This window comes from Sporosarcina pasteurii (assembly GCF_041295575.1).
GTDB lineage: Bacteria > Bacillota > Bacilli > Bacillales_A > Planococcaceae > Sporosarcina > Sporosarcina pasteurii.
The window spans coordinates 1,783,590-1,803,830 of the sequence record NZ_CP160452.1 but is presented as its reverse complement, the minus strand read 5'-3'; the positions used below and the strand labels follow the sequence as shown (position 1 = coordinate 1,803,830).

19 protein-coding genes and 1 pseudogene are annotated in these 20,241 nt (G+C 38.3%); 15 read left to right on the top strand and 5 right to left on the bottom strand.

Annotated elements, in window-relative coordinates; translation table 11 throughout:
* The 6 genes from AB1H92_RS08395 (at position 1) to lgt (ending at position 6,385) form a co-directional block, all read left to right on the top strand.
* Positions 1-921 carry a F510_1955 family glycosylhydrolase gene (locus tag AB1H92_RS08395; RefSeq protein ID WP_115360717.1) on the top strand — a complete coding sequence of 307 codons (921 nt, stop codon included), beginning with the start codon at positions 1-3 and terminating at the stop codon, positions 919-921.
* Positions 922-936: 15 nt separating this feature from the next.
* Entirely contained in the window at positions 937-1,671 is a 735-nt protein-coding gene (locus AB1H92_RS08390; protein WP_115360718.1) for a sulfite exporter TauE/SafE family protein, read from the top strand.
* A gap of 54 nt (positions 1,672-1,725) precedes the next feature.
* Positions 1,726-2,436 (top strand): cytochrome c biogenesis CcdA family protein, encoded by a 711-nt coding sequence (locus AB1H92_RS08385; protein WP_115360719.1) that lies wholly within the window; start codon positions 1,726-1,728, stop codon positions 2,434-2,436.
* A 253-nt stretch (positions 2,437-2,689) separates the two neighbouring features.
* Positions 2,690-4,336, top strand: coding sequence for a cytochrome c biogenesis protein ResB (locus AB1H92_RS08380; RefSeq protein ID WP_115360720.1), 1,647 nt, complete (start codon positions 2,690-2,692; stop codon positions 4,334-4,336).
* On the top strand, positions 4,336-5,526 hold the full coding sequence (gene ccsB, locus AB1H92_RS08375) for a c-type cytochrome biogenesis protein CcsB (RefSeq protein WP_115360721.1): 1,191 nt from the start codon (positions 4,336-4,338) through the stop codon (positions 5,524-5,526). Before AB1H92_RS08380 ends, ccsB begins: the two co-directional genes overlap by 1 nt.
* 49 nt (positions 5,527-5,575) lie before the next feature.
* Positions 5,576-6,385, top strand: a complete 810-nt coding sequence (gene lgt, locus AB1H92_RS08370) for a prolipoprotein diacylglyceryl transferase (protein WP_115360722.1) — start codon at positions 5,576-5,578, stop codon at positions 6,383-6,385.
* A 434-nt stretch (positions 6,386-6,819) separates the two neighbouring features.
* Here the strand turns inward: lgt and AB1H92_RS08365 are convergent, their stop codons facing one another.
* A complete protein-coding gene (locus tag AB1H92_RS08365) occupies positions 6,820-7,770 on the bottom strand; it encodes an endonuclease I family protein (RefSeq protein ID WP_115360723.1) in 951 nt (316 codons plus the stop codon).
* Positions 7,771-8,011: 241 nt separating this feature from the next.
* Positions 8,012-10,051 carry a copper-translocating P-type ATPase gene (locus AB1H92_RS08360; protein ID WP_115360724.1) on the bottom strand — a complete coding sequence of 680 codons (2,040 nt, stop codon included), beginning with the start codon at positions 10,049-10,051 and terminating at the stop codon, positions 8,012-8,014.
* Between the two features lie 230 nt (positions 10,052-10,281).
* On the opposite strand from AB1H92_RS08360, the gene AB1H92_RS08355 reads away from it, so the two are divergent.
* From AB1H92_RS08355 to AB1H92_RS08340, 4 genes are all read left to right on the top strand, one after another.
* Positions 10,282-10,800 carry a hypothetical protein gene (locus AB1H92_RS08355; RefSeq protein ID WP_174904611.1) on the top strand — a complete coding sequence of 173 codons (519 nt, stop codon included), beginning with the start codon at positions 10,282-10,284 and terminating at the stop codon, positions 10,798-10,800.
* Between the two features lie 130 nt (positions 10,801-10,930).
* A complete protein-coding gene (locus tag AB1H92_RS08350; RefSeq protein ID WP_115360725.1) occupies positions 10,931-11,218 on the top strand; it encodes a metal-sensitive transcriptional regulator in 288 nt (95 codons plus the stop codon).
* Positions 11,219-11,307: 89 nt separating this feature from the next.
* Complete coding sequence (gene copZ, locus AB1H92_RS08345; RefSeq protein ID WP_115360726.1) at positions 11,308-11,511, top strand: copper chaperone CopZ; 204 nt, start codon at positions 11,308-11,310, stop codon at positions 11,509-11,511.
* A 152-nt stretch (positions 11,512-11,663) separates the two neighbouring features.
* Positions 11,664-14,081, top strand: a complete 2,418-nt coding sequence (locus AB1H92_RS08340; RefSeq protein ID WP_115360727.1) for a heavy metal translocating P-type ATPase — start codon at positions 11,664-11,666, stop codon at positions 14,079-14,081.
* Between the two features lie 113 nt (positions 14,082-14,194).
* Here AB1H92_RS08340 and AB1H92_RS08335 read toward each other — a convergent pair whose 3' ends face one another.
* Positions 14,195-14,584: a hypothetical protein gene (locus AB1H92_RS08335; protein ID WP_115360728.1), complete on the bottom strand. Its 390-nt coding sequence runs from the start codon at positions 14,582-14,584 to the stop codon at positions 14,195-14,197.
* Between the two features lie 214 nt (positions 14,585-14,798).
* On the opposite strand from AB1H92_RS08335, the gene AB1H92_RS08330 reads away from it, so the two are divergent.
* The 3 genes and pseudogenes from AB1H92_RS08330 (at position 14,799) to AB1H92_RS08320 (ending at position 17,485) form a co-directional block, all read left to right on the top strand.
* Positions 14,799-16,289 (top strand): multicopper oxidase domain-containing protein, encoded by a 1,491-nt coding sequence (locus tag AB1H92_RS08330; protein ID WP_115360729.1) that lies wholly within the window; start codon positions 14,799-14,801, stop codon positions 16,287-16,289.
* A gap of 218 nt (positions 16,290-16,507) precedes the next feature.
* Complete coding sequence (locus tag AB1H92_RS08325; protein ID WP_115360730.1) at positions 16,508-16,834, top strand: four-helix bundle copper-binding protein; 327 nt, start codon at positions 16,508-16,510, stop codon at positions 16,832-16,834.
* Positions 16,835-16,928: 94 nt separating this feature from the next.
* Positions 16,929-17,485, top strand: a pseudogene (locus tag AB1H92_RS08320) (YdhK family protein).
* Between the two features lie 89 nt (positions 17,486-17,574).
* Here AB1H92_RS08320 and AB1H92_RS08315 read toward each other — a convergent pair.
* Together AB1H92_RS08315 and AB1H92_RS08310 are read right to left on the bottom strand one after the other, a co-directional pair.
* Positions 17,575-17,700, bottom strand: a complete 126-nt coding sequence (locus tag AB1H92_RS08315) for a hypothetical protein (protein ID WP_256594303.1) — start codon at positions 17,698-17,700, stop codon at positions 17,575-17,577.
* A gap of 23 nt (positions 17,701-17,723) precedes the next feature.
* The gene (locus AB1H92_RS08310) at positions 17,724-17,957 is read right to left on the bottom strand and encodes a hypothetical protein (protein WP_134268497.1); all 234 of its coding nucleotides are present in this window, start codon (positions 17,955-17,957) and stop codon (positions 17,724-17,726) included.
* Between the two features lie 138 nt (positions 17,958-18,095).
* On the opposite strand from AB1H92_RS08310, the gene AB1H92_RS08305 reads away from it, so the two are divergent.
* Both AB1H92_RS08305 and AB1H92_RS08300 read left to right on the top strand, forming a co-directional pair.
* Entirely contained in the window at positions 18,096-18,809 is a 714-nt protein-coding gene (locus AB1H92_RS08305; protein ID WP_115360732.1) for a response regulator transcription factor, read from the top strand.
* Complete coding sequence (locus tag AB1H92_RS08300; protein ID WP_115360733.1) at positions 18,787-20,157, top strand: cell wall metabolism sensor histidine kinase WalK; 1,371 nt, start codon at positions 18,787-18,789, stop codon at positions 20,155-20,157. Before AB1H92_RS08305 ends, AB1H92_RS08300 begins: the two co-directional genes overlap by 23 nt.
* The last annotated feature ends 84 nt before the right edge of the window (positions 20,158-20,241 follow it).

The window sequence follows — 20,241 nt, the reverse complement described above, 5'->3', positions numbered from 1 at the left end:
ATGATGAAAATAACGAAATTTGTTGCTGGATTGTTAGTTTTGCTCGTCATTCTGTCGGCTTGTAGTAAAGATAATAAACCGTATGCGTTCGAAAAAGTAAAAAACAGTAAATTTGAACACATACATGGCTTGGGATATATAAACGGAGGACCGGAATTTGTACTTTCTACTCATCATGGACTTTACGAATATGGTGAAGCAGGTTGGAAAGAAGCAAATAGTGAAAAGCATGATTATATGGGTTTCCAAGCTGTACGTGAAGGTTTTTTCACTAGCGGGCATCCTGAACAAGGATCTGACTATAAAAATCCGCTGGGTCTTGTTAAAAGTACAGATCGGGGTGCTAGTTTTGAAAAACTAGTGTTCTATGGAGAAATTGATTTTCATTATCTCGCGGCGGGCTATGATTCGAACGCTATCTATGTACTAAATGAAATGCCAACAAAAGAATTGGCTGGTGGCCTACATTATACTTTAGATGAAGGAACCACTTGGCATGAGGCTTCTATGAATAATTTCAACTCGGAATTCATTTCAAATCTGGCTGCTCATCCATCACAAGAAGAGCTGATTGCCATTGGAAGCAAAGACGGCCTATTTATTTCGAGGGACTATGGAGAGAACTTTGAACTTTTGAATGATGATGAAATGGTGCTTTCTGTAACTGTAACTGAAAATGGAATGTACTATTCTAGCTATGAAAATGAAACGACAGAACTCAAGTTGTTTACATTTGAGAACAATCAAGAAATGAAAATTAAACTTCCAAATGAAAAAGTGAGCCCAATTGTTATGATTGCGGTTAATCCGGAAAATGAGAAAGAGATTGTCATCGCTACGTTTAACAATGATATTTATTTAACAAAAGATGAAGGGGCTAATTGGAAGGTACTTGCAGAAAACAGCGAGTTGAAGAAATAAGATGGTGATGACCAAATGTATGGATTTATGTCAAAAATCAGTCAAACAATAACTGAACCTGTAACCCTTCTTATAAATTCATTTGAACAATATCCACTTGTGGTTGCACTTCTTTTGGGCTTGATTGGTGCAGTTGCTCCTTGCCAGCTTACAGGAAATATGAGTGCAATTACTTTATATGGAAACCGTACAATTCAGATGAAAGATAATATGGATGAAATCTTCGCTTTTATGCTTGGTAAAGTAGTGGTGTTTAGTTCACTTGGACTATTCGTTTGGTTTTTTGGAGAATCATTCGAAACTTCGCTAACAGCCTACTTTCCATTACTACGTAAAGTGATTGGCCCACTTATAATCATTACAGGACTTGTTTTGATTGGAATTCTGAAGCTGAAATTCCTGCAAAAATTAACGATGCGTATTCCGATGCGCTTACAGAATGGAAAATTAGGTTCATTTATGTTGGGCGCAAGTTTTTCTCTAGCTTTTTGTCCAACAATGTTTGTACTTTTCTTTATCTGGCTAATGCCGATGGTAGTAACGACTTCATATGGCTTTGTATTGCCAGCTGTTTTTGGGATGGGAACATCACTTCCACTCATTGTCCTATTTTTATTAATATGGCTCTTTGATGCGAAACGACTTGTTATGAAGAGAAGTATGAAGACTGGTAGAATCGTACAACGTTTGGCAGGTATTATTCTTATCTTTATAGGGATTGTTGATACCATCACTTATTGGGGAATTTGAATTAAAAGAGTGAAATTAATTGTTGGGATATTGGGGAGAGGAGATTTACAATAAATGTTTGCAGATTTGAATTTGTTTCTTGCCTTTGGTGCTGGTTTTTTAAACTTCATATCCCCATGCACACTGCCGTTATACCCAGCCTTTATATCTTACATAACGGGAATGTCACTTGATGAAATTAATTCGGATAAAAGAAAAATTAGGAAAAGCGGAATGATACATACCCTTGTTTTCTTAATTGGTTTTTCAGTTATCTTTATTTTTCTTGGGTATAGTTCGTCACTTGTTGGTACATTTTTTTATCAATACCAAGATCTTCTACGTCAAGTAGGCGCTATTTTCATTGTTGTTTTTGGTCTGATGATTTTGGGTTTCTTTACGCCTGAATTTCTAATGAAAGAGAGAAAATTACAGTTTAAGAACCGTCCCACGGGCTATTTCGGTACATTCCTTATCGGGCTTGCGTTTGCAGCAGGTTGGACACCTTGTACAGGGCCAATCACAGGAGCAGTTTTTATGATGGCCGCACAAAATCCGGGGGCGGGGGTATGGTATATGCTTGCCTACGTTTTAGGGTTCGCAATTCCATTTTTCATCCTCTCAATTTTCATTAGCCGTGTTAAATGGATTCAAAAACATAACCGTAAAATAACAAAGTTTGGAGGCTATCTAATGATTGGTCTGGGTATTCTCCTGTTCTTCGATGGGTTAAGATTAATAATTACTTGGATTAGTCCATTCTTTGGCGGATTTATGGGGTTCTAGGTTCAAAATTATGTCCTAAAGAGTGCATTCAATAAAATATTAGTTTCACATTTAAAGTCCGTCGCATTGTACGGACTTTTTTTATGGATCTAAATGAACTTACATATGCCGGCCTCTTAAAGTCGTTCACACACTTGTCTAACGCTTTGCACTAATACTGCATAATTGTTCTGTACCATTAATCTCAGGAGAATAATGGAGTTCTGTGTACGACTAGATACTCTTTACGAAAAAGTTGAAGGAGTCAATAAAAATGAGCAAAATTACATGCCAATGCGGCCACGACAACCCATTTGGCACAGTACTTTGTGAACGTTGCGGAAGACCTCAAACAGAAGAAGCGAAAAAAAGTAAGCTTATCGATATGAGATACGAAGGTTCGGCAAGAAGATCGCAAACCTATAAAAGAACGGTTATCGATAAAATTTGGAATTTCTTTTCAAGCGTTAAAATAGGTGTAGCGATTATTATTGCGGTTCTTGCGACTTCAGCAATTGGAACACTTTTTCCGCAAAAACTATTTGTTCCGGCAACTACTGAGGCAGATATTTTTGCTTATTACGAGAAGCATTATGGTATTGCAGGAACACTATATTACAAGCTAGGATTTTATGATATGTACAATAGCTGGTGGTTTATTACGCTAATAGGAATGCTTGGTATTTCCATTATCATCGCCAGCGTTGATAGGGTTGTTCCTTTATACAAATCATTGAAAAAACAACGGACGAAACGTCACGTCTCATTTATGAGAAGACAACGGATTTACGGGCTAGGCACTGTTGAAGATTCAGATATGTCAATGGCTAAAGCAGAAGAAAAGCTAAAAGCACTACGTTACAAGGTGAAGACGGAAGACGGGGCAATTTTAGCAGAAAAAGGACGATTTTCAAGATGGGGTCCATATGTTAATCATACAGGATTAATTATTTTTCTCTTCGCCGTTCTTCTGCGAGGCATTCCAGGATTTTACGTGGATGAAGCACTGTGGCTTCGTGAAGGAGAGACGCGTGCTATCCCAGGTGCGCCGGGATACTATTTAAAGAACAATGAGTTCATTCTGGATACTTATTCAAAGGAAAATGATGCGGTGTTCAGTCAGGCAATTGACCGCGTGGGAACAATCGTGAGTAATTACCAATCAGATGTTACGTTATATAAAGATGCAGAAGGCGAACTACCAGGACAGTCCGAATTAGAATTAGTCAAAGATTATTCAATCGTTGTCAATAAACCTCTTAACTTTGACGGATTCAGCGTTTTTCAAATGGATTATCGTCTCGGTGAACTTAAATCAATGACTTTCCAATTAATTGAAAAAGCATCTGATGCTTCTCTTGGAGAATTCACAGTTGACCTTATCAATCCAGAGACAGTCTATCAACTTGGTGAAGGTACATATGTGGAATTGAAAGATTTTTATCCAGATTACGATGGTTTTGAAGATGGTAAACCGAAAACAAAGTCACCGCTACCGAACAATCCTGCATTTATCTTCAAGATGGTAACACCGGAAAAGCCAGATGGTGAAATGAGTTTTGTTGCAATACGTGAAACCGTTGAGACTGAAAAAAATGATTACAAAGCAACGTTTCTAAGTGCCGAAACACGTGATGTTACTGGCCTTGTCATCCGGAAGGACAAGACATTGTATATTTTGCTTCTTGGAGGAATTATTTTCATGATCGGAGTCGCTCAAGGATCCTATTGGAACCATAGAAGAATATGGATTCAAAAAGGTGAAGGCGATGAAATAGTCCTCGCCGGACACACAAATAAAAACTGGTTTAGCTTGAAAAAGGAGCTTGATAAAGTGAAAGATTATGCAAGCTTGCCACTTTACGAAGATAGGCAGGATGCTGAATCAAATTCGAATGCAGCGAAAGGGGACAACTCATAATGGAACTTGCATCTTTAAGTGCTAATTTGCTTCTTGTCTCTTTTATCGCTTATCTTATTGCAACGATGTTTTTTGGTGGGGCGGTAAGGGGGTCAAATTCGGAAGCCACCTATCAAAATAACCGTTGGGGAAAGATAGCGATTGTAATTACAATCATTGGATTTATAGCGCATTTGGGATACTTTGTTTTACGTTGGATAGCTACCGGACATGGACAAGCACCGGTTAGTAATATGTTTGAGTTTACGACTGCATTTGGAATGATGATAGTAGGCGCATTCATCTTATTGTATTTCCTCTACAGAACACCGTCGCTAGGCTTGTTTGCCTTGCCACTAGCAGTCATTATCATAGGCTATGCAAGCATGTTTCCAAGGGAACTTTCACCGCTTATCCCGGCATTACAAAGTTACTGGTTGACGGTTCACGTCATTACTGCTGCGATTGGAGAAGCAATTCTTGCAATCAGTGCGGTTGCAGGCCTAGTGTTACTGTTAAAAAATGTTGACCTAACGAAAAAGTCGAAACAGCGCTTTTGGTTGGAATCAGTTATATTCACAGTTGTTCTTTTTGTCGGTTTCATCCTGTCTTCTTCGACATTTGCCCTTATCGGATATGAAGCAAAATTTACTTATATTAATAAAAATGAACAACAGGCTCAAATTGTATATAATTATCCCCCGTTATTCGGTATGAATGAGTACGAATCGCTTACACCAGATAAAATGACACCACTTGTTGAAATGCCGGCAATCGTCAATGGAAAGACATTAACGACGCTTGTCTGGTCAGTTGCAACAGGAATTGTTCTTTATTTGTTACTTAGACTGATTTTGCGCCGTCCAGTCGCAACGTTGTTCCAGCCATTAGCGAAAAAGGCAAATTCCCAAGTCATGGACGAAATCGGATACCGTTCAGTCTTAATCGGTTTTCCAGTATTCACACTTGGTGCGCTTATTTTTGCGATGATTTGGGCACATGAAGCATGGTCCAGGTTTTGGGGATGGGATCCGAAAGAGGTATGGGCGCTTATTACATGGCTATTCTATGCAGCCTATCTTCACCTACGACTCTCCCGTGGATGGGAAGGTAATAAATCAGCATGGCTTGCGGTCATAGGGTTTATCATCATCATGTTTAACCTCATTGCGGTTAACTTGATTATTGCAGGGTTGCATTCGTATGCATGACAAGACAAGCTTTAGGAAAGACAATTAGAAGGAAGAGAGAGGTTGATATATGGTGAGTCTGCTCTCGATAAATCCCGTCGCATTTTCGCTTGGTGCGCTCGAAATTCGTTGGTACGGGATTATAATTGCACTTGGTATCGTCCTGGCATTTGTCGTTGTTCAGAAAGAAATGGTGAAACGCGGTATGCATTCAGACTTTCTAACAGATTTACTTGTTTGGGCGGTTCCAATTTCAATCATAAGTGCGCGTATCTATTACGTCATTTTTTCATGGGATTATTATAAAGAACACCCCGGGCAGATTATTCAAATTTGGGAGGGTGGCATCGCAATTCACGGCGCGCTGATTGGTGCTTTTGTTACGACATATATTTACACGAAGCGACATGGTGTTTCGTTTTGGAAAACAGTTGACATTGCTGCTGCCGGACTTCTAATTGGGCAAATAATCGGACGTTGGGGAAATTTTATGAATCAAGAAGCGCATGGCGGTCCTGTTTCGGAGAAGTTTCTAGAAACAACTATTATTCCCAATTGGATTATGACTCAAATGACAATTGATGGTGTGACATATCACCCGACGTTCCTCTATGAATCATTATGGAATATCATCGGTTTAATCATTATTATCATATTGCGAAGAGGCAAATTGAAACGAGGCGAAACGTTCTTATTCTACCTCATATGGTACTCCGTTGGGCGCTTCTTTATTGAAGGGATGCGTACAGATAGTTTATATGTAGTTGGTGAACTTCGGGCGGCGCAGCTGGTTTCCTTCGCCACAATTGTTTTTGCGATTATCGTTTTCATCGTAAGGCGATATATTAAAAAAATCGAAATCACATATCAAGATATATAAAGAGGGGTTCGGAGAAAGGAAACGGTCCAAAATAAATTATAGGAAGGAATTAAGGCAACATAGAAACCTGATCAACATTTGCCGAGTGGTGTGACTTAAAATATCAGTATTAATAGTAGCCTTAATAGTAGATTTGGAATAAAGAAAGATACGCATCGGGATAAAGAGAAACTATCCCAATGCGTATCCTTTTATTTTAATTAAATTTTCACATGCATGCCCAAGATTTCGGAGTTTTAGCATTTAGCATTGATTGCAATAATTAACGTACCTAGAGACATATCGCCTCAATATCTGGACCTAGAACATCGCCTATAGAATATGGAGCGCTGACAGCCTAGGCAATTGCAACGATGTTGTAACCAATAGCCTTTGTAGCTATACCTTATGAAAAATCGGGTTTATATACTAATTTATTTATTATATCCAAGGCTTTATTGTTTCATTTGTTCTAGAAAACCAATTTTTTTCGTCAAATCAGGAATATCGATGAACGGATTCCGGTTTCCTTGAATTTCAAAAATAGCTTGATTTCTATGCTTTTCATAATTAGTCACGGGATATTGCCCATGCCATCGAAATAGTAATGGAATATTGATTCTCTTTCTATATCTTTTTATTATTTTTCTAGGGTAACGTAATAAAAAATAAAGAGTTGCACGAGCGGCGGTGCCTTTTCCATGCTCTGGTTCAAAACGCCCCATTTCATACAATCCACAGTGATTGCGGGTCCTTCTTGAGTCTTTTTTTGATTCGAATTCGTAATACGGGAAGTTTGATCGAATACTATTACATTTGGGTTCACAAGTAAATAAATTATGCAAATCCCCTTTCATTGGTTCTCTTGCTTTGAACCAAGATTGGGGAACAACGTGTTCAGCATTAAATTTATGTTGATTTGAAATTTTTTGAACTTGCCTTTTAAAATTTTTACTGGTGTCCATTTGATTAATCATGAGTTTTCGATAATGTTCAGACCGTCTTTGTATGGTTGCGAATTCTTCTTCGATAACTTTTTGAGGATTTTTCTGAATTCCGGAGTAAATGCTTTTAAGTTGTCCATTTGGTTGAAGATCTACCCATGTATATAGGTATTGATCTTTGCTTATATAATAAGGATGCTTATACCTATGAGTTTTTTTAACTAAACATTGTAATTCTTTGAGTAGTTGAGTAGATGTTGCAGAATTAGGAGAAATATCACAGTAATAATGTTCAATCCAAAAGTTATCAAGTTTTTCATTATAGTATAATTCGGCACTTGTATTAATTTTTCGTTGGTTTCTTGTTAATTCTGCTAACAGTTCCTCTGAATCACAATTCTCCATACACTCCAATTCATGCAATTGTCTTTGGATTAGTCCATTATTCTCCACTATGATCATCCTTTCTTACGTAATAATATCGTTCCAATAATACAGGTGATTTTAATTCACGGGTACTTTCTATGTATGAGTCGTATAAGTGCCTCGTTTCACTTAATAAGTAAATACTAATAACATTTACAATTAAGAGGATATTAGTATTTACCTAATTGCGGAAAGTCTTTTAATAATTTAATGTCGGGAGGCTGTGATAACGCCATTGGCTCCCGACATTAAGCTGTATCAAAACAACAGTGAGTTATTATAGTTTTAGAAGTTTGGCATTGATTGCTACAATTACCGTACTTAAAGACATTAATATCGCCCCAACCGCTGGACTTAGAACAATGCCGATAGAATATAAAGCACCGGCAGCTAAAGGAATTGCGGCGATATTATAACCAGCTGCCCACCATAGGTTTTGGGTCATTTTACGATAAGTTGCCTTTGAGAGCTTGATAATGTTAACAACATCAAGCGGATTGCTCCTGACAAGAATGACATCTGCCGTTTCGATGGCGACATCCGTCCCTGCTCCTACGGCAATTCCAAGATCCGCTTTTGCAAGGGCAGGGGCATCGTTAACCCCGTCACCTGTCATGGCGGCTCTTAGCCCTTCAACGGTTTGAATATGGTCGATTTTTTCTGATTTCTCATGCGGAAGAACTTCTGCAATAATTTCTTCCATATCAAGTTTCTTGCCTACATAATGTGCTACTTTCTCATTATCACCAGTAAGCATGATAGATTTGATTTTCATTTTTTTTAGTTGGGCGATTGCATCCATTGCAGTTTCGCGAACTATATCTGCAAGGGCAATCATTCCAGCGAGTTTTCCTTCAATTAATGTGAAAACGACTGTTTTTCCTTCCGCAGACCACTCATTGAATTGGACATGGTCATAATTAAGGTTTAGTCCATTTACATATCCCGGGCTGACGACCATAATTTGTTTTCCATTGACAGTTCCCTGTAACCCCTTACCAGTCAATGATTGGAATTCTTGCACAGGGTGAATAGCGATTTCCATTTCTTCAGCCTTTTTCGTAACTCCTTTTGCAAGTGGGTGCTGAGATTGGGATTCAACAGCCGCTGCGTTCAAAATGACATCTGTTTCCGTGAAGCCATTGTAAGTGTAAATATTTGTGACACCAAATTCTCCCTTTGTCAAAGTCCCGGTCTTATCAAAAACAACTGCCTCAATATTACGAGCGCCCTCAAATGCTGCTCGATCTCTTATTAGCAATCCATTTTTTGCAGCAAGTGACGTAGAAACTGCCACGACTAATGGGGCGGCTAGACCTAGTGCGTGTGGACAGGCGATGATGAGTACAGTTACCATTCTTTCCATCGCGAATGAAACAGGGTATCCAAGTGAAATCCATATGGTAAACGTGATAATTCCAGCGGCAAGTGCGCCGTAAAACAACCATTTTGCAGCTCGGTTCGCAAGATCTTGAGCTTTAGACTGGGATTCTTGCGCCTCTTTTACTAGAGTAATGACTTGTGAAAGATAAGATTCACTTCCTATTTTCTTAACTGTGATTACAATAGAGCCTTCACCGTTAATGGAACCTCCGATTGCCTCTAGTCCGGCCTCTTTTTCGACAGGCACTGACTCGCCCGTCAGCATTGATTCATCTATAGTCGATTTTCCTTCGAGAATTTCACCATCTACTGGTACTTTTTCTCCGGGTTTTACAAGAACCTGATCTCCATGTTTCAATTCAGTTACATCGACTTCCGTTACAGTCCCATCTTCCCCGATAAGATGTGCTTCAGATGGCATGAGTTTGGCAAGTTCCTCCAATGCTTTTGAGGCTCCCATGACAGAACGCATTTCAATCCAATGACCGAGTAGCATAATAACAACAAGCGTTGCTAGCTCCCAGAAAAACTCATTTTCTGCATAACCGAAAACAGCAGCCGTGCTATAAACATATGCCACGATAATGGCTAGGGAAATTAAGGTCATCATTCCAGGGATTTTGTCTTGAAGTTCATCTATGGCTCCAGTCAGAAAAGGCCATCCCCCATAAAAGAATAAGAATGTTGATAATGCAAATAAAATGTACAAGTCCCCAGTGAAGCGCCAATCAACATTAATAAACATTTGAATCATCGGTGAAAGAATCAAAATAGGGACGGTCACAATTAAAGAAATATAAAAACGCTTTTTAAAATCCTCTACCATATGTGCGTGGTGATCATGATGACTGTGATGCCCTCCTTGGGATTCCAACTCCGCTCCGTGATGATGGTTCCCATCAGTTTCATGGTGTTGGTGTGAATGATTTGACATACCATCAACTCCTTTCGTAATTCATTGAATTATAAGTATGAAGTGATTTTATCAGTTAACTATGCAAAAAATATGCAAGTTCTACTTTATCACCATTTAAAAGAGCATTCCATTGCACCTGAATGTCAGTCATTTAAGCTGTTTATATTACATACCCTTATAAGGTATATACCCTTTCATTGCAAACGGGAAACATAAATACTTTATAGCTTAAAAGAGGTGGGGGATTGATGGGGAACTATGAATTGTATATATTAGGTTCGCTTGGTTTGTTAACATGTATAGTCGCTATATTAGCGATAATTTGGAAAAATAAATTTCGCAAAATGCAGGGAATGGTAATTTCAATGTTCTTTGGTATGAATGTAGGTTTGACTGCTGGTGTTTTATTAGGTGTAACCTTTCAAGGGAATTTATATTATTCAACAATATTATCAATGGTTATAGGCATACTTGCGGGCGCTTTTAGCGGCTTTACTTTCGGAATTCTTCCAGTATTAGAAGGAATAATGGCCGGTTTGATGGGTGGCATGATGGGGGCAATGTTAGGCGAAATGATTAATATGGATGAGTCAATCAATTTAATACAAATATTTTTACTTCTATCCACTAGTACAATTTTTTTGATGGTCATATTAAAAACTCCTTCCAAAAGTAAATTGAAAACTAAAAGATGGTTATTAAAGCCCCTCTTGCTTGCATTCTTTATCGCGATGTATTTGATCACGGGACATTCATTGGCGAAATAGGAATGAACAAAATTCATCGTGAAGGTGTGTTCTATTTCTTTTTGGGTTATTTAATAAATTGACCTTATACGATAAAGATATTAATATAGGGTTACGGGGTATGTATAAACGATTATTAGGAGTGATAATCATGCAGAAGACCAATAAAGTAACGGTACAACCAAATAAACAACAGCTTCTCAATCGGTTAAGACGAATTGAAGGACAAGTGAGAGGTATTCATCAAATGGTCGATAACGACCGCTATTGTGTTGATATTTTACACCAGATTAGTGCTATTCAATCTGCATTGAACAAGGTTTCATTGGCATTGCTAGAAGATCATACGCATCACTGTGTAGCAAATGCGATTAAAGGGCAAGATGGTGAAGAGGCTATTAAGGAATTGATGGATGTTATGAAAACGTTGACGAAATAGAAAATTCCAGGATTGTTTATTTGTCATTTGACATACCGTCCAGGGGTATGGTAAGTTGAAATTAACAATTAATATAGGAGGCTGTCAAAATGAAAGAGATAGTAAAAGTACAAGGAATGTCTTGTAATCATTGTGTTAATTCAATTGAAGGAAGCGTTGGCAATCTTACAGGTGTATCTGCTGTAATGGTGAATCTGGGCAGTGGCGAAGTTTCGGTTGAGTTTGACAATGAAAAAATAACTTTAGAGCAGATCAAAGAGACAATAGAAGAACAAGGGTATGACATTGTCTAATTTCGGACCTTATTAATTAGGGGATTTAGTAAATAATAGTCTTTCGCCTATACTATATGAGGGGGAAAAGGCGACGGATTAGATCGTGCCTTTAGGTATGGTCTTTCTTTTCCAATGAAATATACCCCCACCATGTATTGGAGGGATAATAAATGGCAACTGAAGAAAAAACATTGCAAATTAGCGGCATGACTTGTGCAGCTTGTGCAAACCGAATTGAAAAAGGGCTGTCAAAAATAGAAGGCGTTGAAAAAGCAATTGTCAATTTTGCAATGGAAAGCTCTACGATTGTTTACAATCCAGAAAAAACGAATGTGACCGAATTTAAAGATAGAGTTGAAAAACTCGGATATCAAGTTGTCCAAGAAAAAGTAGATTTTGATATCTCCGGCATGACCTGTGCGGCATGTGCGACAAGAATTGAGAAAAGAATTAAAAAGATGGATGGCGTATCTAACGCCAACGTTAACTTTGCACTAGAAACAATTGCTGTTGAATATGATGATAAACAAGTTGCAACGGCTGATATGATTGCGGCTGTTAAAAAAATGGGGTATGAATTAATTCCTAAGCAAGACGGGAAAGACAAAATTGACCACAAAGAACAAGAAATTAAGAAACAGCAAAGAAGATTCATCTTTTCAGCCATATTAACTTTTCCGTTGTTATGGACGATGGTTGCGCATTTTGAATTTCTATCGTTCATTTATATGCCTGCCATTTTGATGAATCCATGGCTCCAGCTTGCGCTTGCAACACCGGTTCAATTTATTGTGGGTGCTGGATTTTATAAAGGGGCTTTTAATGCATTAAAAAATAAAAGTGCAAATATGGATGTGTTGGTTGCCCTTGGTACAAGTGCAGCATATTTCTATAGTCTCTATTTATCATTTGAGTGGATGAATGCTGGAAGTATTGGAGAACCCGAATTGTATTTTGAAGCTGCGGCAGTTATTATTACATTGATTGTGCTTGGTAAGCTGTTCGAGGTTCGTGCCAAAGGGAAGACGAGTCAGGCGATTCAAAAACTACTTGGTTTACAGGCTAAAACAGCTCGAGTCCTGAGAGATGGGCTTGAGAAAGAAATACCTATTGAGGAAGTTGTATCAGGGGATACAATCCTAGTAAGACCAGGGGAAAAAATCCCGGTGGATGGAGAAATTATTGAAGGACGCTCTGCAATCGACGAATCGATGATTACAGGCGAAAGTATTCCAATTGATAAAGTTGCGGGTGACGCGGTAATTGGTGCAACAATTAATAAGAATGGCTCATTGCAAATCAAAGCGACTAGAGTTGGAAAAGATACAGCGTTAGCGCAAATTGTAAAAGTGGTTGAAGAAGCACAAGGTTCCAAGGCTGATATCCAGCGTTTGGCGGATCGAATTTCTGGGGTATTTGTACCGATAGTTGTTGTTATCGCAATTACGACATTCCTAATTTGGTATTTTGCTGTGACACCGGGTGATTTGCGTTCTGCATTAATCCCAACTATCTCAATCTTAGTTATTGCCTGTCCATGTGCGCTCGGTTTGGCGACCCCGACATCGATTATGGCAGGTTCGGGTAGGGCTGCAGAAATGGGACTGCTCTTCAAGGGTGGAGAACATTTGGAAAACACGCAGTCAATCGATACTGTAGTCTTAGACAAAACCGGCACAATTACAAAAGGCGAACCTGCCTTAACAGATTTTACAGTAACCTCGGACTTTACGGAAGAAGAAGTTTTGCAGTTGATTGCAACTGCTGAAAATCAATCTGAGCATCCTTTGGCTCAGGCAATTGTTAATGGCGTAAAAGAAAAAGGAATTGAACTTCTTGAAGCAACTGAATTCGAAGCTTTGCCGGGTTTTGGAATTCGGGCCGAAGTAAGTGACAGGGAAGTGTTAGTTGGAACGAGAAAACTGATGAGGAAGAATAACATCTCAACCGCGGATTCGGAAGTATCCATGGAAAAATTAGAGAGTGAAGGGAAAACAGCGATGCTAATTGCGGTAGATCATAAACTTGCAGGCATTGTTGCAGTAGCTGATACATTAAAGGACACATCCAAAGAAGCGATTGCTAAGATGCAGGAATTAGGTTTAGAAGTAATCATGCTGACGGGAGATAACCAACGTACCGCCGAGACGATTGCCCGTCAAATTAACGTGTCTAACGTTATTGCGGAAGTATTGCCAGAACAGAAAAGTGATGAGATTAAAAAGCTTCAAGATCAAGGAAAAAAGGTAGCAATGGTTGGGGATGGGATTAATGATGCCCCAGCACTTGCGATGGCCGATGTTGGGATGGCAGTCGGAACGGGTACTGATATCGCTATTGAAGCCGCTGATATTACGCTAATGCGGGGAGATTTAAATAGTGTTGCGGATGCATTCATTATGAGTCGAAAAACAATGCGAAATATTAAGGAAAACTTATTCTTCGCATTCATTTACAATACAATTGGAATTCCTATTGCAGCAATCGGCTTATTAGCACCATGGGTTGCTGGTGCGGCAATGGCCTTCAGTTCGGTATCCGTAGTGTTGAACGCATTGAGATTACAGAAAGTAAATTTGAATAAATAATCTTTGTATGATAGAAGCATAGAAAATGTAAGCATAAAAATGAGTAGGATAGGAAAAACCTCCAATCCTACTCATTTTTTTACCTACTTTGAAATAGGCAAGTGCTAATCAGATTATGTGACAATTAGTGTCGACTTCATATCATCATGACCTGCCCCACATGGAATGTTGCAGTAAATCGTATATTCGCCTGGCTCTGTAGGTGTAAAAGTAGCCTCTCCATCGCCTTTTATATCCACGTCGAGGCCGTCAATAGCAATTCCGTGCATGCCTTCCTCGTTTTGATAAGTTATTTTAACCTCTTCGCCAGCTTTAACTGTGTACTCAGCCTGATCGAATTCAAAGTTAATCCCTGTAATATTGATTTCATTACCAGAAGATGTATCTTCCGAAGCGCCAGTATTATCTACCTGTCCGGTTGTTTCAGTTGTATCTTTTCCGCTACAAGCAGCAAGAACAACCAAAACACTTAACAGTAGTGTTAACATTAACCACTTTCTCAAAATGAATACCTCCTATATGTTTGGGGATTTATTTCATTTTATCCCTCTTATATATAATAATATCTATCACATATCCATTATCTATGGAGAAAATAAGACAAAGTTATGACGATTATCGGTAGGCGGAAATAGACTCTCCTAATTTTGCATAGTTATTTGATATTCTCTTGTTAAACTAGAGAAGGAAAAATACAAAGGGGAGGCGGAGTAATTGATGGGGATTAAAATCAGGATTACCGCATTGGCGATAAGTATATTGATTATCAGCGGTTGCAGTAATAATAGTTCACAACCTGACGTGGAAATGGAACATTCGGATATGAATCAACATATGGAAGAAATGCATGACATGATGGAAGGTCATATGAGCCATGATGAGGTGGTGCCTTTAAACGACTCAACAGGAGAAAATGAATTGAAAATCCCAGCGATGCTTGAACCGGATAATGAAGAGGGAATTGTATATACAGTTAAAGCACAAAAAGGGCAAACTGAAATATTCAATGGTATTGAAACAAATACATATGGATACAATGGTTCGTTTTTAGGACCGATGCTTCATTTTGAAAAAGGCGACAAAGTTAAAATTAGAACGATAAATGAATTGGATGAGGAGACAACCTTTCATTGGCATGGACTAGAAGTATCAGGGGAGGCAGATGGTGGACCGCATGATGCCCTTCAGCCTGGAGAAGAAAAAGTGATTGAATTTGAAGTGACGCAAGAGGCATCAACATTGTGGTTCCATCCACATCCTCACGGCAAAACTGCCGAGCAAGTATATAATGGACTTGCAGGGTTAATTTATATTGAGGACGATAATTCCAAAAGCCTAGGATTGCCAAATGATTACGGAAAGAATGACATTCCTTTGATTTTTCAGGATAGAATCTTTGATGATAAGCATGAGTTGAATTACAATGCCGCAATGAATGATGACGGGACAGTCGGTGAGACATTATTGATTAATGGAACGCTCAATCCTAAGTTGACTGTAAACCAAGAGAAAGTACGTCTTCGTTTATTAAATGGATCGAATGCGAGAAATTATACATTTAAATTGAATACGGGGGATTCTTTTGTTCAAATCGCCACGGATGGAGGCTTCTTGAATGCACCAGTTACTTTGAATGAAGTTACACTGACGCCTTCAGAAAGAGCAGAAATCATCATTGATTTTTCACAGTTTAATGCGGAAAATGACTTGGCGTTAATTAATGAAGATGGGTATGTCCTTTTACCATTTGAGATTTCTGATCAAAACGGAGTAAATAGTGAGATTCCTGGAGAATTGAATGATTTTACATTGACAGAAGAAGAGAAGAATTTGCCAGTTACAAAGAAAGTCGAACTCTTTGGAATGATGGATATGGTAGAGATAAATGGGAAGAAATTTGATCCGGAAAGAATTGACTTTACACAACAACAAGGCGTTACCGAAGTATGGGAAATTTACAATAAACCGGATATGATGGGCGGCATGATTCATCCATTCCACGTTCATGGGGCACAATTTAAAATCATTTCAAGGGATGGAGAAGCACCACCGCAAAATGAACGTGGATGGAAGGACAGTTTCTCCATAAAGCCAGACGAAACAGTTAAAATAGCGATACAATTTAAGCATAAGGGCGTGTATATGTTCCACTGTCATATTCTTGAACATGAGGACAATGGCATGATGGGGCAGGTGAAAGTGGAATAAAATCAATTTAATCGTGTAGAAGTCTGCTTTGTTAGCATAAATAATGAAATTCACTAAAGAAGGAGTCAGTGTGTATTTGTACATACTGGCTTCTTTAAATTTATACGCAATAATTCTAATGGAAATAAGGGTTTTTTGAGGAGTTTCTTCTTTTCAGTTTGAAAACGCTTTTGAAGGGAAAAATATTTCCGACAACAACTATATTCGGAGGCGATTTCATGAATACTAAATACGAAGAATGTCTAAAGGCATTGTTAGAATGTTTGGAGGCATGTAATGTCTGTTTTGATGCGTGCTTGAAAGAGGAAGATATGGAGATGATGGCTGATAGTATCCGTTTGGACCGCGAATGTGCAGATATATGTGCGTTTACTGCACAAGCCATTACACGAAATAGCACTTTTACCAAGCAAATTTTAGAACTTTGTGCAGAAGTTTGTGAACGCTGCGCGGGGGAGTGCGAAAAGCATAATCACGACCATTGCCAAAGCTGTGCTGAAGCGTGCCGAAAGTGTGCAGGGGTGTGCAGGAAAATGGCAGCTTAAAAAAGGGAAGGAAGTTTAATTTTAAGCTATCTCAAGAAAGAATAGTTCTTGGATAGCTTTTTTATGCTTATCTCAGAAAAGGAGTGTTAATTTAATGAAAAAGCAATTACTTTTTTAGTATCGCAGTGGTCATTGGTTTAAGCGGATGCGGGAACAATACGAGCAATGAAAAACACACAAATGTCAATAATGAACCGAAGCAAGAAGACATGGAAATGGAAATGAAAATGAATCATTCCAGCTCAGGTGAAGTCCCTGAAAGCTTGAAAGTCGCTGAAAACCCGACATTTAAAGTTGAAGTGAAGCAATTGTTACAGCAGATCATATGAAAGGCTGTAACAACAATTGTTGGCGCTTACGACACAACAGCTTACGCCATCTCTTATACACCGGTAACTGGTGGAGAAAGAGTTGAAAATCATAAATGGGTTATCCAAGAAAGGATAAAAGATGCCAATGATAAAGAATTGGAGTCAGGAACTGAGGTCACTATAGAAGCAAATCATATGAAGGGGATGAAAGGTGCAATAGCTGAAATTGATTCGGCCGAAAAAAACTACTGTCTATATGATTGATTCCACTCCGACTACTGACGGGGAAGAAGTTACAAATCATAAGTGGGTAACGGAAAGCGAACTATCGGCTAAATAATTTTCTTACACACGAGAATACTTGATGAAAAGAGAAAAAGAGAAAGCTGTCCACTAATATTGATGGACAGCTTATTTCTATCACAGTTTTTATTTATCGTAATTTTTCATTGCCAATTTGGCGGCATAATAAACGACGATGCTGATCACGAGAAGGTTAAATGCCCATCCGATAAATCCATATCCCATCATCCCAAATCCATAGCCACCCATCATTGAAATCTTCTCCTACAAAGAAATTATTCATTAAAATGCCGGCTTCTCATGTGAGGATGCATAAAGCCGTTTTCACCATGACAATCCTTATACATTTGCTCATATTGCTGTGGAGAGAAGTTTGGATGCATTTCTTCCATGTGTGGTTTCATATCCTCAAAATCAAAGAATTCATTACCTGTTGAATGTGCAAAACCGAAAGTTGCACCTCCAAATAGAACCGCACCGGCAATAAACCCGACTAATAATTTTTTCATCGTCAACATCTCCTTCCTCTTCTTACTTACATCATATATGTGCGATATGTAGATTTTATGGGGAACTTATGTGGAAGTCGTGAAGATTTTCATTTGCACATGAATAGGTGGTACTATAAGGAAAAAGGGGGTTTTTAAATGACTAAAATCCTTCTCGTTGATGATGAAGATATGATTCTTGAAGTGTTAGAAGCATACTTTGAAAAGGAAGGCTGGGAAATTTTTCTGGCATCTAACGGGATAGAAGCATTAAAAAAAATAAAAGAAAATGATCCAGATATCATTATATTAGATCTCATGCTTCCAGACATATCGGGGGAAGAAGTTTGCAGATTAACTAGAAAAGACAATGATGTACCTATTATTATGTTAACAGCAAAATCAGCGGAAGAAGATTTAATTAATGGAATAGTCATCGGGGCAGATGATTATGTTACCAAACCATTTAGCCCAAGGGAAGTAGTAATTAGAGCAAAAGCGATATTACGAAGAGTTAATAAAACGGAAAATGAAAAACTTTTATCATTTAATCATGGGAAATTGAAAATAGATCTTTTTAAAAAGAAGGTTGAATTGAATCATCAAATTGTCTCTTTAACGCCAATTGAATATAAATTATTGGTTGCGATGGCAAGTTATCCAGGCCGTGTATACAGTCGCGCTGAATTATTGGAAAAAGTACAGGAAGACGGCGCTTATTATGAAGGATATGAACGAAGTATTGATACCCATGTTAAGAATTTAAGGAGAAAAATAGAAGCTGACTCCAGGCAACCAATCTATATTCAGACTGTATTTGGAATGGGGTATAAGTTTGGAGGCACCTCAAATGCGTTGGACACTTCGTTCTAAAATTTTGCTCTATCTATTAATTGTTTCTTTTTCTGGCATTCTTCTAACAAGTTTTTCTGTTTTATGGGGATTTGAAAATCAATTTAATCAATATTTGCAGAAAAATCGTGAGGACAGCAGTTCGATAATTGAAAAACAAGCAATAGAAACTTATCAAGGAACAGGGATTCTTGTGAATCAACAACTGGCTAATTTAATGCACCAGCAAGCAATGACTGATCATTTATATTATAGACTCATTGATGAAAACGGACAAATCGTAGGAGATACTACGATGATGCTTGGAATGATGGGCCATATGGGAATGCATGGCAGGGCAATAGAGACCGAATATCAAATGATAGCATATGACCTAATCGTTGATGATCATGCCATTGGCGAAATGGAAGTTTATTTTCCGAAGAAAATGGTAGGCGAGGAAGTTGTATTTATAAGATCTATAAAAACAAATATTTTTGTTGCCGTCATTGTAACGGTAATATTAGCCATTTTGTTCAGCCTATTGTTTGCAAAACGATTAACAGCCGGATTCGAAAAATTAACAAAAGCAATTCGGGACCTACAAGAACATAAATTGCATCCGCAAGTACCTGTTCAAGAATTAACAGACGAAATGAAACCGCTCGCTGAATCATTTAATAAACTTGCTGAGTCGCTTTCAAAAGAAGAAGCGCTACGAAAACAATTTACAGCCGACTTTGCTCATGAAATACGAACACCGCTTGCAACGTTAAGAAGTCAAATAGAAGCGTATCAAGACGGTGTATTTGAACCAACCCCTAAACGATTACAACAAAGTCATGACGAGTTAATGCGGCTAGTTCGTCTTGTGAATGAAATGGAGAAGTTACTTGCTGCAGAAAATCCACAAATAAAGCTTCAAAAAACTAGGATAGAAGTAAGAAGTTTATTGGGGCTAATAGAAGAACATTTTACACCGTCATACTTGGAAAAAGGCGTACACTTAAATATTGAAAAGCCGACAAAGGAATGTTGGTTCATAGCAGATCCAGATCGTGTCATTCAGATATTAACCAATATAATCAACAACGCACTTCAGTATACACCGGCGGGCAACGTTGTTTCAGTTGAAATCGAGGAGTCTGATGATTATCTTGGATTTATTATTTGCGATGAAGGCACAGGCATTGCTGCGGAGGATTTGCCGTATCTATTTGAAAGATTTTATCGTGGCGATAAATCAAGGGATAGAAAAACTGGCGGGATGGGAATTGGGTTATCCATCGTAAAGGCGTTAGTAGATGCGCACCAAGGGAAGATTGAGATAGAAGGTAAACTAAATGTAGGAACAAGAGTAATGATACGCCTTCCGAAAATTGGCGGGTGACACTCGACTATTGATTGATAAATACCAAAAGTTTGTTGTTTAATTAGCATCCCTGTCCCTCAAGCTATTCCAAACGTTTTGAAT